Raw genomic sequence first — 13708 nt, forward strand, 5'->3', positions numbered from 1 at the left:
CATAACTCCTTGATTGTAGCTTTAACAAAACTTAGAATCTTCTGATATAAATTTTGCAAAACATATCGTATTAAATATTTATCTCCCCAGTATATCTTTACCCTTATTTACTACTTTTCTATCTTATATAGTAACATGTATCTTTTTAATAAACAATCATTTTTTCCTATTTTTTTAGTCCAATAGTACTAAAGAAAAGGAATTGAATTCTTGTACAAACAAGAGTTCAATCCCTTTTCTCTTTTACATCTCAACCACTCTCGTTGCAATCTTTTCCTGAAATCTCACATCATGATCTACAACTATCATAGTAGGATTTGTACTTAATAATAACTTCTCGATTTGCATTCTAGAAAATACGTCAATGTAATTTAGTGGTTCGTCCCATATATAGACATGGGCTGGTGTCATTAAGCTTGCTGCAATCAATACTTTTTTCTTTTGTCCTTGCGAATATTCTTCCATTGGCTTAACAAACTGTACTCGCTCCATATCCAGTTGCCTTAGAATTGCACAAAAAAGGCTTTCCTCTAGATTTCTGGTTTCACAAAATGCTTTGATACTTCCTTTTAAGAAGCTAGTATCTTGATTGATATAAGAAATAATAAGTCCCGCTGAAGTCTTTAGTGTACCACTTGTAATCATATTATCAAGATTTTCCTGCTGATTAGAGGCAAGGATTGCTTTGATGAAGCTAGACTTCCCACAACCATTTTTACCTTTCAAAAATACTCGTTCCCCTTGATGTAAAGCAAAATCAAACTCGTTGATTACATTCTTTGATGCATCTACATATTTGAGGTTATATTCTTTGGCATATATCAAAACGTCCTTGTGGTGGGTAAGTGGACTTAGCTTTAAATCCACAGGACTTTCTATATCTTGTAAAAGCCCTTCTTTTTCACTAATTTCTCTTTCCATTCTTTTCTCATATTGTTTTACTCTACTTTGCATCTTTTTAGTTTTAGCTCCAATGTAGGAACGGCTGCTAATAGACCTGTCGTTTTCCTTTACTGGATCAAACCCTATTTTTGTATTTTCATTCTTTTCTGCCCAGCGATTGCTTCGATCAGCCGCTTTCTTTAATGATGCAATCTCTTTTAGATGCTTTTCATTTTCCATGATGGCAAAATTATCTTTTTTGCTTTTATTCTCCCACCAACTGGAAAAATTACCCGCTTGTATCTCAATGCTTCTTCGATTCAGAACCAATACATGATCCACGCAAGCATCTAGTAAATCTCTATCATGTGATACCATAAGAAAGCCTTTCTTTTGCATAAGATACTCCTTTACCGTCTCTCTGGCTTCCTGATCCAAATGATTGGTTGGTTCATCAATGAGTAGGAAATTATTATCGCCTGAAAATAAGATAGCAAGCATGGCCTTCGTTCTTTCTCCGTAACTAAGTGTATCAAAAGGTCGATATAGTATATCCGCAGAAGCTTTTAATTTTTCAAGCTCACAAATGACTCTCCACTGTTCACACCCTGGTTTAATTTCCTCCATAAAATCTGCAATACTCCTATTCATTTGCTCTTTACTGATTTCATATGGGAAATAATCAAATACTGTTGATGTTTTAATCGTTCCTTGATATTCATATTTTCCAAGCAATAAATTAAGAAATGTAGTCTTTCCTTTCCCATTCCTTCCAATAAACCCTAATTTCCAGTTCGTATCTATGGAAAATGATACCTCATCAAAAATTGGTTCAAAACTTCCTTCATAATAAAACGTAAGATTCGATATATTGATTTGTGCCATATTAACTCCTCCTTCATAACACTAAAAAATCATTTGTTGCCAAATGATTTTGATTCACATCTTATCTCTCTTACTTTGTTACTATGACACCAATTTGTAAGTATCAAACAAATAATCTAACCTTATCTAACTTCGTTAGTTTTTTACATGCAAAAAGAGAGGTTATGAGAATCATAATCCACTTTTGGCAACATGAATTACAGTATAATCCAATTGGATTTACTGCAATAAAACGTATCATGTCTCAAAAGTAAATTATTTTCTCATCTTTTCACCTCTCTCTAAAATTCTAACTCTTATTATTATACTATATGCTAAATTAGATATCAATTAAAATCTATCCTGTACAGCGGTGAAGAATAAATTTTATTTATTCCATTTCAAAAATAGTATTTTCTATTTTTGCTAATTATCCACTTTTTTTCATTTGTTTCTTATTGTTATGCACATCCTACTGCGCTACTTAACCAATTTTTAAAGCTTGTGGATAAATATTCTGTTATTTCATCTTTCATTCAATCACCACCTGTGCTACAATTAGCTTGTTATTCGAGATACACAGTTGTGTATCTGTTTATGTAAGATACATCTTCTTGTGTTACTGTTAGTCCTCGAAAACTTTCCAGTAGGCCTGAAGATGTATTTTTTATGCTCTGTTTTAGTTCCTTTATATACGGATTCCACGCAAGATAGAGTTGCATCAGAATATCCGATATCTGTGTCAGCAGGTAATGGTTCTTCATCGCATTACTGTTTTTACTGTTAAGATGTTCGATGCGATAAATTCCATTCTTCTGATTATTAAATCCTTCATTTTCTATTTTCCAACGACCTCTTCCTGCAAGTATTATTTCTTCCAGATTTCGATTGGTTACTTCTAGACTACTTATCCATTGAAAACGAATTATCTGCTTTTTCCCTTCTTTATCTTTCGTCTCATATTCATACTCTAATACATTCATGACCTCTTCTTTTTCAGCAAGTTCTTCCACATGGTTTGCATAATAGGCCGTTCCTTTTTCTTTACAGAGCCCTTTCTTTCGCGTTGTATCTTCGCCGCTTTTGATCCATTCAAATCCCTCACCCAGTTTCTTTTGTCTGGTATTTTTCTGTGTAAAAAGATACTCCCAATGATATTTTTTTCGGCAAAGATTCATGAATGGTTCTGTTGCATACAAAGCATCCCCCTGTACACAAATCGGCAGTCTTTTGTAGTCTTTCTTTATTTTCTTTAGCAGACGTTTTGCTGCGTTTATTTCACAATCTTGCTTGCTTATATCTTCTTTTTCATTTTCTATGAATTCCGTACCTAGGCTTATAACTACATTATCATTCAATACAATTTTTGCTTCCAACACTTTATGATAGTACAACTTCATTGCCTTTCCATCGTCCGTCTTCCTTGTCACGCAAAGACAGTTATCACAATGCTTCTCTTTGAAATAGAACAAACCCGTTCCATCCAGAATAATACGCCAGTATTTTCCTAGCATACGTCCTCTGTTGAACTGTTTCCCACGGATTAGACTTGTAACCATCTTTTTCCTCAAGCCTGACAGGCAATCTGGCGAAAGTTTTTCGAGATAATAATTCAAGGTATCATAGTGAGGCATTTCCTCTAGGTTCTGATTTCCTGACATAAGACGTAAAGTAGCAATACATGTTTCCTTATTAAAGTTTTCTTCCATTTCCCTCATTGAGTGCTGTCCACATACATTTTTCAGAATTGCCATATAAGTTAGATCCGTTTGTGTATATGTGGTATAACTCGGGTTCCTTGGATCATCCATTTCCAAAATCCATTCTTTCAATGCATGAAAAAAATGATTAGCAACCATCATAAAATCAACAATTCCACGGTCCTGTTTTTTACGCTTACGTTTTTCCTTTTTTGTCATCTGTATCCTCCTGTGCGAAAAGTTTCTTGCTTATATTTTACCGCACAGGTGGTCACCCTGCATGAAATTTAAATATTTTATTGCGAAAAATTTTTATTCCTCAAAGCTGTATCCTGTATTTCTTTTGCCTTATTTATTTCTTCTATTGTAGCATCAGGAAGCATTGTAATTCCTCCCAAAGTTTTCACGGGGTCTTTTGTTTTACCAACTGTTTTTATTTTATATTTTTCTTCTTTTAACATAGATTGCATACTAAGCCCTTGTAGAATATATCCCAGTTCCCAGTCAGCCATTTTATCCTTTAAATAAATATATATGATGTGTCTCATTTATTATCTCCTATGTTTGTTTCCTTTTTGTATGCTATCTTAGTCTTCATAGACCTTTAAAATGTTGTTACAATCTTCTTTGATTCGTCTGATTAATTCTGGTGGTTCCAAAACTTGTATCTTATCTTTAAAGAACAAAAGAATACCATACCAAAATATCTCTTCTTCTGGAACTAGAGCTTCACATACAAAATCCCCATTTGTTTCAACCTCTAGTATAGTTGCTTTGAAGTATTCGCGACATTTTGCATGTAATATTTTATTGCATTTCATAACAATACGAATTATTTTGCGATTTTCCTTAGCATTTTGCATGATTTCCTGCACTTTGTTTAAATCATGTACCTTAACTTTTTCATGTACTAAGGCACTTAACTGATCCATGCGAACTACCTTGTATAATCGATACTCTTGATGCCTCCTACTATATCCAATCAAATACCAATTGTACCATTTGTATAGGGTGCTGATAGGTTCCACCACTACTTGTTTTGTTTCATCATTTGCATTGGTATAAATAAATTGAATTACTTGCTTATCATTTATACACTGGTTAAGAACATACAGCATTTCATTTGTATTTCGATTTTCATGAGCAACGCTCAAATCAAATATCATGGTTTGATTCTTACCATCGTTTAAACTTTTTATTTTCTCAAGTGTTGCTTGTATCTCTTTATTCTCAAATGCGGAAGCAAGTCCTTGTAGCGCACAAATCACATAGTTATAGTCTAACTGTCCTGCCACTTGGCTTTGCATCTTAAGTGTTCCATAATCTCATAACCGCCATCCACACCTGTTGTGGAACATACAGGAATACCTGCCAAGCATAATGCATCCATATCTCTCATAATGGTACGTTGTGACACTTCAAAATAATCTGCTAACACAGCAGAAGAGGTCTTACCGTGATTTAATAAGTAAATTGTAATTCTTAAAAGGCGATCAATTTTCATCCTATTCACTCCATTTTATGTAATACCCAATAATCCTGATATCTTGACTTGTCATAACCAATTAAACTTTGATCTGACAAGTGAAATTCCATTTTTGTTAACGCATGTATTCTCTCCTTGGCAAATTCTTTGGCTTTCGTTGCAATCTTATTACAACTAAATAATTCAAAGGCTTGTGGAATTATTAAGGATAGAATCGAAAGAATACTGGTTTCATTTTCGTAGTCACTTCTTAAATCAAGACGTAGTAATCTACATGCATGAAAATAGTCCTTCGCCACTCTGTGAAATAGCTCAATGGTTCCAATCACACTATTTTTCTCTTTATCTACAATTGACCATCTTACAAATCCTTTTCTTTCGTATTCCATAATCCAAAACAAAATTGCATCTTTCATTTGTTCCATTGTAACATAATGAAAGGTATCTCCATGACAATTATCGCTATTAAAGAGTGGAACTGCTAGTTTATCACTATAAATCTTTAACATATCCAAAGTGTCATCAATCTCTACAAATCTTAATAAAAAAGAATCGTTTTCAAGGATAGGACACTTATTATATACATCTACCATAACATATTTCCCCTTTGTTTTTTTATCAAATTATAACAATATAACTATGACAGCTGTATGTCACTGTTATTAAATTTACTAAATGAAGTACATTGCGGGAATCAATTTTAACCTTGACCTTATAGTTGCTACAGGGTGTAAGCTTATTTCTGTATAAACAAGCGCTTGTTTTACTGTTTAATTTGTCAAAAAAATAACAAACTTTGAAACATATTAATTGGGAGGAAACATATGAAAAAGATTTTACCATTATTCCTTAGCTGTATCCTAGCTGTTTCTATGCTAGGTTGCGCAGGTGAGAAAAAAACAGCCACTGAAACCGTAAATCAAAACACGAAAGAAACTCAAACAGAAGAACCAACACAAGATGCAAACACATCTGGAGTAACCTATACTGCAGGTACCTATACTGGGGAAGCAAAAGGAAAAAATGGCACCATAAAAGTTGAGGTAACTGTCACAGAAAACGCAATTGAGAGCATAACTCTTTTGGATTCTTCTGAGACTGAAGGCTTAGGTGACAACGCGATTGCATCTTTGATACAAGAAGTCATTGCCAAACAATCCTTGGGCGTAGACGCTGTAAGTGGTGCAACAGAGTCCTCTGATGGTTTTCTAGCTGCAATTGAAGATGCCCTTACTCAGGCAGGTGCAGACATTGATTCTTTAAAAAAGGAAGTAGCAAAGGAAAATGAAGGAAAAACAATTGAATTATCTGCTGATGTAGTCGTAATCGGTGCTGGTGGTGCGGGAACAGCCGCTGCTGTTACAGCTGCTGAAAACGGAGCCAAGGTGATTGTTCTTGAAAAAACAGCTATTGCAGGGGGAACCACTGCAAACGGAGGGGGATTTTTTGCAGCCAATAGTAAAAAAGCAAGAGAATTAGGTGATGAGCCAGTTGACATCGACTATATATTTGAAGAATGGATGAAGGAAATGGATTGGCTTTCAGATGCTTCTTTGGTAAAGCAGTTCCTTGAATTATCAGGCACGACTGGAGATTGGCTAGAAGATCACGGTGTTGTATTCCACAAGACTGAACAAGCCGTACAGCAAAGTCATGGAGCTGGTACAAACGGTTATCATAAATACGATGATTATACAAAAACCTCAGAGCAATTAGGAGCAATGTTGACCAAAATAAAAGAGGAAAATGGAGCAGAAATTTACTATGAAACACCTGCTGATGGCTTAATAACCGACAATGGAAGTGTAACTGGTGTAACCGCCAAAGCTAAAGACGGTGCAACTCTTAAAATTACTGCTAAGTCGGTTATTGTTGCGACAGGTGGCTTTGTTGGAAATCAAGATATGATAAAAGAGGCATTAAATGGCGTAACCGTAAATGCGGCCGGATATAATTCCAATGTAGGAGATGGAATTTTGATGGCATGGGAGGCAGGGGCTGCTTCTAGAGGCTTATCCGCCATGGTAGCACATACCTTCAATGTAGAAGGCAATGGCCAGATTGAAGGCGACTACGAATTTATGGATTTATACCAAGCAACTTCCTCGGTAGCATATATGCCTATCATTCCATGGGTAAATGCCCAAGGTTATCGATTTGCCAATGAAGATATTGTTTATGATAGAGCACTTTCCAGTAATTCTGTAATATCACAAGGAAATTACGCATATTTTCTGTATAATGAAGAACTCTTAAAAACATTAGAAGAAAAGGGCGCAAGATCTGCTGGTATGAAAGATAAGATTGCTATGGGGCCTATGCCTGAGATTACTCCTATGGATAAAGGCTGGGGTAAACTAACTGAAATCACAAACAAAATGGTAGATGGCGGATATGTTGTAAAAGCTGATACCTTAGAAGAATTAGCAACGAAGCTTAATATGAAACAAAGTACATTGCAAGAAACTATGAACCGCTATAATACGGATGCCAAAAATGGTAAAGATACTCTTTTTGGAAAAGATGCACAGCATATGTACGAGATGAGTCAAGGACCTTATTACGCTTATAAAGTCAGTGTTAATAATCTTTGTACCGTTGGGGGAATTCGTATTAATTCAGCCTTTGAAGTAGTACAGGCAGATCCAGAAAACGGCTATACTACAATTCCTAATCTGTACGCTGCGGGAGCAGATGCTGGCGGAATTTATTCTGACCATTATGCCCATACCATAGAAGGTGCTGCACAGGGATGGGCTTATAATTCCGGAAGACTTGCCGGTGCTGCTGCAACAGAAAATGCATTAGGAAAAGATATTGACTTGCTTAAACAATAGGCATATATACATCAAACAATTGTGAAATAAGGCCGTCCTTCTTCGTTTCATGAAGTATATTTCCATAGGTAATTCCACTTAAGGAATAACCATTTTGGCGGCAGTATTGATTTGCCTCCTCCAGCAAAGTGTTCATGTGTTCAAACAAATCAGTGTTTAAAAGAAACATGGTATACAAGCACTTAGTTGGAGGAAGGTGAATCATATCAGCTAACTCAACGTGTTCTACTTCAATACCATATCCAAAACTAATTTTATCATCAATGGAAGGCTCATAATAAAAACATGGCCAGATTGATGGAAAATAATCAAAGCAATGCCAACTATTTTCAAATACAGTGGAGTTTAGAATAAAAGAGTCAAGTGTTTGATTGGGATGATAATAACATCCAGGGGATTTTACAATTTCAAATCCACCCTGAAATGATTTCCATTTATTTAACTTAATCTGTAAGTCAAAGATATGCTTATGTGCTCGTTCTAAATAATTTTGATTATTTTTTATAACTGTCAGCTGTTCATTTAGCTTGTCTAACAGATAATCCTCGGAATTTCCTGATACTAACTGTTTAGCATCCGTGGACGAAAAAAGAAGAGAACGATACATTTTATAAGCAAATATTTTATTAATATCCGTTGCTTTAAAGTAACGGTAATTATTACTTTCATCTCGGCTGGTTTTTATGATATCCTGATTGTCATAATATCGTAGCGTTTCTTCTTTGATATTTAAAATACGTTTTACATCTTTAATTTTGTACTTCATGATAACCTCTTTTCCAAATATCATTTATCAATAAAATAGTATTAAGACTAAGTTTATGGAAGCAATTTTATGAGTCTATCGTTTTTTGCCTTTTGATAGAACTTTATTAAAATTCCCTTTCTCTTTTAATGTTCCATCTGCTGTCATACGATATTTTTTCTTTTCTTGTAAAGTCTTCTTTGCAGGCTCTTTTTTTACTGATATAGCTGTCTTTGATGATGTATTCTTTCGTTTTTCTTGAGATTTCTCTGTTTTTGTTTTCTCTTTTCTTGGCTGTACAACCTTTATTCTTGGAAAGTTATTTTTTAATGGAAATGGATGATCATTTATCTCTATTAATTTCTTACCAATTTTTTAATCCATTAAGGCAGCTAATCTGCCTGGTGTGGCAACTAATATATCTACCTTACGTTTTAAATTTTCTTCTTGTTGTTTTTGCGATAAGCCTCCGTATACAACACAACATTTTAGTTTTGTAAATTTATCCAATGGCTTATCGGTCAATTTCTTTCGCTTTTGTATCTAGGACAAAACACAAAATGGTAGTTTACTAGTGAAACTGTTGTCATTGTACTTATATATTTTATTTCCATAATATAATTATATCAAAATGTAGATATAAGTTAAACATACATCTACATATTGATAAATAATTTAAATATCTTGTACTGATTGCGTAAACTACAAACATTTGCAAATTAAGGCAATATATTTAATGGGCTCTCCTAGTCTTTGTATTGACAAAAAGCACATAATTATCCATAATTAAGCTATTATAATAATTGCGGAAGTTATCAACATCCCTTTCAAAATAAATACTCATCAATAAATATAATGTAGTTTTAAGGGAATAAATGTGCTATTGTTATTGATGGATAATTCAGATTTATCAGGATTTTAGGTTTATGTGAATAAATGAATTATCTTATAATAAAAACAAAAGAAGAGGGGAAATTTTATGAAAAAAGTTATAGTATTAGTACTAATTGTATGTATAGTGTTCACTAGTTGCTCTACAAAAGACACATCAACATCTGAAACCGAAGTAAATACTCAAACAACAAATAGCAAAAAAACTGAAACCAAATCTGAAACCGAATCAGACACCGAATCTAGAACAGAGGCTGAAATGAATTCTGAAATCGATGACACAATTGAAACAATAGGAGAGGTTGAAGTTGATAAAAGATTATTAACTATTGAAATCGTAATACCAGCAGAATATATGGAGGGTACTTCTCAAGAAGATTTAGACACTTCAAGTCTGGAAAGTGGATTTATATCGGCAACATTAAATGCGGATGGAAGCGCAACTTATGTAATGACAAAGGATACACATAATAAATATATGGAAGAATTAAAAACACAATTAACATCTGAAATTAATGAAATGGTCGGTTCAACTGATTATCCCAATATATCTTCGATTGAAATAAACGATGATTATACCGAATTTAATATTACTACGACTTCTACCGAGCTATCAATGAGTGAGTCTTTTTCCGTTATAGCATTCTTTATGTATGGTGGCATGTATAACATGTTTAACGGAACTAAAACTGATAACATAACAGTTAATTTCATAAATGCAGATTCTGGAGAACTCATTAACACAAGCAATTCTGCTAATTTAAAATAATAGGAAACAAAAACTGCTCCCTAGGAGTAATCTAGTTTGCCCCTAGCTAGACAAAAATTAAATCAGGCAAACTTTCGTTTAATTTATTGTCTAACAAAAGGGGCAATTTTAATTAAGGAATGGCAATTTTCATACTTTCTTATCCTTTGAAAATGGAACATAGTATTTCTTTCCTGTTCGCGGATTTTCTAATATGTCAAAATCGACATCATAGACATCAATTAAGTTTTCTCTTGTAAGAACCTCTTCTGTCTTACCATTGCTGTGGATACGTCCATTCTTCATCATGATAATCCGATTACAATATTGCGCTGCCATATTAATGTCATGAAGTACTGCGATAATCGTTTTTTCTTTCTTTTCATTCAATTTTACAAGGGCTTGCATAAGTTCTATCTGATGCTTTACATCCAAACTAGAGGTCGGTTCATCCAGAACCAAACATTGTGTATCTTGGGCTATTGCTCTGGCTGTTACAATACGCTGTGCTTCCCCGCCACTCAAGGTTGTAACGCTTTTATCCCGCAATTCATAGCAATCTGTTAATAACATTGCTTTTTTTACTTTCTCTCTATCTATTTCGCTTGCATCGGCAAATCGCTTTTGATATGGTATTCTTCCCATCATTACGATATCTTTTACTAAAAAAGAACTTTCAATCCGTATGTTTTGTGGCACCAATGCAATTTTCTTTGCTAAGTCCTTCCGTTTGTAATTCATCAGGTTAATCTCATCCAATACAATCTTACCTTCTTCTGGTTCGATGAACCTAAGAATATTTTTCATAAAAGATGTTTTACCTGAACCATTCGGTCCGATGATACCATAAATATATCCTTTTTCAAATAAACAATTTAACTTATCAAGAATTGGGTTTTTATCCTTCTTAGGGTACCAGGAGAGTGAATCAACTAAAATCCCTGGCTCTTTTGCCTGTTTTATTTCTTTCTTCATTATGACAATCCCCCTTTCTTATTGCGTTGCAATAAATAGATAAAATATGGGGTACCTAACATCGCCGTAATGACTCCAACAGGTATCTCAGATGGTGCCGCTGCGTTGCGAGCAATGGTATCGCAAATAATCATAAAGATTGCACCGCCTATACAAGACAAAGGCAGCAATCCTTTATGCCTTGGTCCGCTAATCATGCGAATACAATGTGGAATTACCAACCCCACAAATCCAATTATTCCACTAACCGATACACATGCTGCGACTTGCAAAGATGCTACAATCATAATGATTTTTTTAATTCTAACTGTATTAATACCTAAACTTTCTGCTGTATCATTTCCTGTCGTTATTACATCCAATTCAGTTGAAAATAGGATCAACACACCACAGCAAGTTACAGTGAAAATAAAAAGGAATAATACCCTGTCCCAAGTTGCTGCTGAGAAGGTACCCATCGTCCACAAAAATACTTTTTCTATTTTATCGTGGTGAAACGTCATTAATAAAGATATTACAGAAGAAAGCATCGTGCTAATGGCAGTACCTGTCAATAATATATTTACCACAGGCAATTTACTCCCTACGCAGGATATCTGATACACAATAAAAGCTGTTAAAAGGGCACCAAAAAATGCAAATGTTCCAATCACTCCAAGACCAAAGAAATGAAGCCCGATGCCACTTAACATAGCAAGTGTCGCCCCAAGTGCTGCACCTGAAGAAACACCTAAAATATGTGGGTCTGCTAATGGATTGCGAAATAGCCCCTGAAATGCAGCACCAACCACAGATAAACCACATCCTACCAAACCAGCCAGTAAAATTCTTGGCATTCGAATCTGCCATACAATTCTAAGATAGACTTCTGCAATTTCTGATAAATCAATACGCTTTCCAAAGTACGGAATCCGAGAAAAGATTATCTTCAAGCTGTCGCTTACAGACAAATCAGCAGAACCTAAAGAAGCCGAGATGACAATGCACATAAACAAAATTATGATTAGAATTAGCTTATACCACATATCTTTACTATTTACATATTTTCCTAAATTTATTATTTTTCTTGTATTCATACCGTTTTTTTGTCCTTAAAGCTCTCTATTTTTAATTTATTCATCTATTTATTTTTTGAACAAGTATGTTCCTTCTTATCCTATCAAGCAAACTCAATATAAATCCAAATTGGGGTAAAACAAATAGGCCCAGAACAAGATATTTGCCGCCTATCCTGTTCAAAGCCTGATATAACTACTGAAACGCCTCTGGATGTATTATTTCTGCTAAGGCTCTTAACCCTTCCGCATTTCGATACCCTTGACGTTCCACTAAATCTTTATTTATTCCGTATACGTGATCATTTTTTACAGCCGATAAGTCTTTATAATTTTCTGCTGCCTCAAAGTCAGCCTTTAAATCTATAGGAATTATTATGATATCAGGGTCTGCTTCTACTAAAGCTTCTAATGTATATGACCATCCAGATATATCCTGTGCGATATTGTTACCACCAGCAAGTGAAAGCATCTGACCGATGAAAGTGTCTCCTCCTGCTGTATAATCACCATATTCACCATAACCTACCACATAATATACACTTGGTTTATGTAATCCTTCTATCCGAGATTTTACCTCTGTTATTGTTTTATTCATATCATGAACAACTGCTGCAGCTGTTTCATTTGCATTTAAAATGGTACCCATTGATGTAATAATTGAATATACGCCCTCTATTTCAAATTCATCATAAAGAACGACAACCTTTACACCTAAATCAACTAATTTTTTATTTGCTTCTTCACTAAAATGTGTGGAGGCAATTACAACATCTGGTTCTAAACTAATTATCTTCTCAATATCAGGCTCACGTAAGGTGCCCACCGATTCTATACTACTTACCTGTTTGGGGTAATCGCAATAATCTGTACGTCCAACGAGCTTACTTTCTAAGCCAAGCTGATACATCATTTCCGTAATATTAGGTGCCATGGAAACAACCTTCATAGGTTCTGAGTCAAAGGTCACCTCACTCCCTTGTGAGTCGGTAATTGTTATCGGATATTTGGTTACCTTTGCGAATGATTCCGACGCTTCTGTAGCAGATTGGAAATCTGTCGTTTCTTTCGTTTTTTCCGTTGTTACTGATGCCGTTGCCGAATCGACATTTGTATCCTCTAAACTGTTTTTCTTTGTACTGCATGCCGAAAGAGCACATATTAAGCCCAAACAGCATAATACTACCATTATTTTACGTATATTATTCATTAAAATCTCCTTCTGCTCTCTCTTCCCTCCGAAGATGAACGGTTCAGTTATATATGGCAGGTTTCCTGACTTATGGTTAACTTACTAACTGCAGTCTTCTCAGATTAATGTATCTTACTCAACCTAGTTTTCACGGCAATAGATGAGCATTCTATCATATCTCCAATGACTATTACGTACAGCTTTCAAACCAATTACAGTAGCGGGGGCTGTTGTGGACTTAAACCACATTCCCTTTTAACTTTAAAAAGCACCATATAATTGTAACACTTCCATATTATATATGTTTTATTATTATAATACAAGGCTGAAAAT

Annotated in this window: 13 protein-coding genes and 1 riboswitch; of the genes, 2 read left to right on the plus strand and 11 right to left on the minus strand. The window is 34.6% G+C overall.

From position 1 onward, the window contains the following. Positions 1 to 243: 243 nt before the first annotated feature. From abc-f to F7O84_RS12580, 6 genes are all read right to left on the minus strand, one after another. On the minus strand, positions 244 to 1767 hold the full coding sequence (abc-f, locus tag F7O84_RS12555; protein WP_151145715.1) for a ribosomal protection-like ABC-F family protein: 1524 nt from the start codon (positions 1765 to 1767) through the stop codon (positions 244 to 246). 545 nt (positions 1768 to 2312) lie between these two features. Continuing rightward, positions 2313 to 3665, minus strand: a complete 1353-nt coding sequence (locus F7O84_RS12560; protein ID WP_151142126.1) for a transposase — start codon at positions 3663 to 3665, stop codon at positions 2313 to 2315. A 77-nt stretch (positions 3666 to 3742) separates the two neighbouring features. Further along, entirely contained in the window at positions 3743 to 3994 is a 252-nt protein-coding gene (locus tag F7O84_RS12565; protein WP_151145717.1) for a DJ-1/PfpI family protein, read from the minus strand. Positions 3995 to 4033: 39 nt separating this feature from the next. Then, positions 4034 to 4753 (minus strand): helix-turn-helix transcriptional regulator, encoded by a 720-nt coding sequence (locus F7O84_RS12570; protein WP_151145720.1) that lies wholly within the window; start codon positions 4751 to 4753, stop codon positions 4034 to 4036. Beyond that, entirely contained in the window at positions 4726 to 4950 is a 225-nt protein-coding gene (locus F7O84_RS12575; protein ID WP_151145723.1) for a helix-turn-helix transcriptional regulator, read from the minus strand. The genes F7O84_RS12570 and F7O84_RS12575 overlap by 28 nt, the downstream gene beginning before the upstream one ends. Positions 4951 to 4955: 5 nt before the next feature. Then, complete coding sequence (locus tag F7O84_RS12580; protein WP_151145726.1) at positions 4956 to 5525, minus strand: GNAT family N-acetyltransferase; 570 nt, start codon at positions 5523 to 5525, stop codon at positions 4956 to 4958. A gap of 231 nt (positions 5526 to 5756) precedes the next feature. Between F7O84_RS12580 and F7O84_RS12585 the strand changes: the two genes are divergently transcribed. Next, positions 5757 to 7769 (plus strand): FAD-dependent oxidoreductase, encoded by a 2013-nt coding sequence (locus F7O84_RS12585; protein ID WP_151145729.1) that lies wholly within the window; start codon positions 5757 to 5759, stop codon positions 7767 to 7769. Here the strand turns inward: F7O84_RS12585 and F7O84_RS12590 are convergent. After that, on the minus strand, positions 7759 to 8535 hold the full coding sequence (locus tag F7O84_RS12590; RefSeq protein ID WP_192451745.1) for a MerR family transcriptional regulator: 777 nt from the start codon (positions 8533 to 8535) through the stop codon (positions 7759 to 7761). The genes F7O84_RS12585 and F7O84_RS12590 overlap by 11 nt on opposite strands. A 354-nt stretch (positions 8536 to 8889) precedes the next feature. Continuing rightward, the gene (locus tag F7O84_RS12595; protein ID WP_243140884.1) at positions 8890 to 9039 is read right to left on the minus strand and encodes a DEAD/DEAH box helicase; all 150 of its coding nucleotides are present in this window, start codon (positions 9037 to 9039) and stop codon (positions 8890 to 8892) included. Between the two features lie 454 nt (positions 9040 to 9493). Here F7O84_RS12595 and F7O84_RS12600 point away from each other — a divergent pair, with 454 nt between their 5' ends. Further along, the gene (locus F7O84_RS12600) at positions 9494 to 10174 is read left to right on the plus strand and encodes a hypothetical protein (RefSeq protein WP_151145735.1); all 681 of its coding nucleotides are present in this window, start codon (positions 9494 to 9496) and stop codon (positions 10172 to 10174) included. 129 nt (positions 10175 to 10303) lie between these two features. Here F7O84_RS12600 and F7O84_RS12605 read toward each other — a convergent pair whose 3' ends face one another. The 3 genes from F7O84_RS12605 to F7O84_RS12615 all read right to left on the minus strand — a co-directional run bounded on the left by F7O84_RS12605 (position 10304) and on the right by F7O84_RS12615 (position 13393). Next, entirely contained in the window at positions 10304 to 11128 is an 825-nt protein-coding gene (locus tag F7O84_RS12605; protein ID WP_151145738.1) for an ABC transporter ATP-binding protein, read from the minus strand. Next, positions 11128 to 12204: a FecCD family ABC transporter permease gene (locus F7O84_RS12610; protein WP_243140885.1), complete on the minus strand. Its 1077-nt coding sequence runs from the start codon at positions 12202 to 12204 to the stop codon at positions 11128 to 11130. Before F7O84_RS12610 ends, F7O84_RS12605 begins: the two co-directional genes overlap by 1 nt. 175 nt (positions 12205 to 12379) lie before the next feature. Continuing rightward, a complete protein-coding gene (locus F7O84_RS12615) occupies positions 12380 to 13393 on the minus strand; it encodes an ABC transporter substrate-binding protein (protein WP_151145740.1) in 1014 nt (337 codons plus the stop codon). A 38-nt stretch (positions 13394 to 13431) separates the two neighbouring features. After that, positions 13432 to 13666, minus strand: a riboswitch (cobalamin riboswitch). Positions 13667 to 13708: the final 42 nt, after the last annotated feature.

The sequence above is a fragment of the Candidatus Galacturonatibacter soehngenii genome (assembly GCF_008830185.1).
GTDB lineage: Bacteria > Bacillota > Clostridia > Lachnospirales > Lachnospiraceae > Lachnotalea > Lachnotalea soehngenii.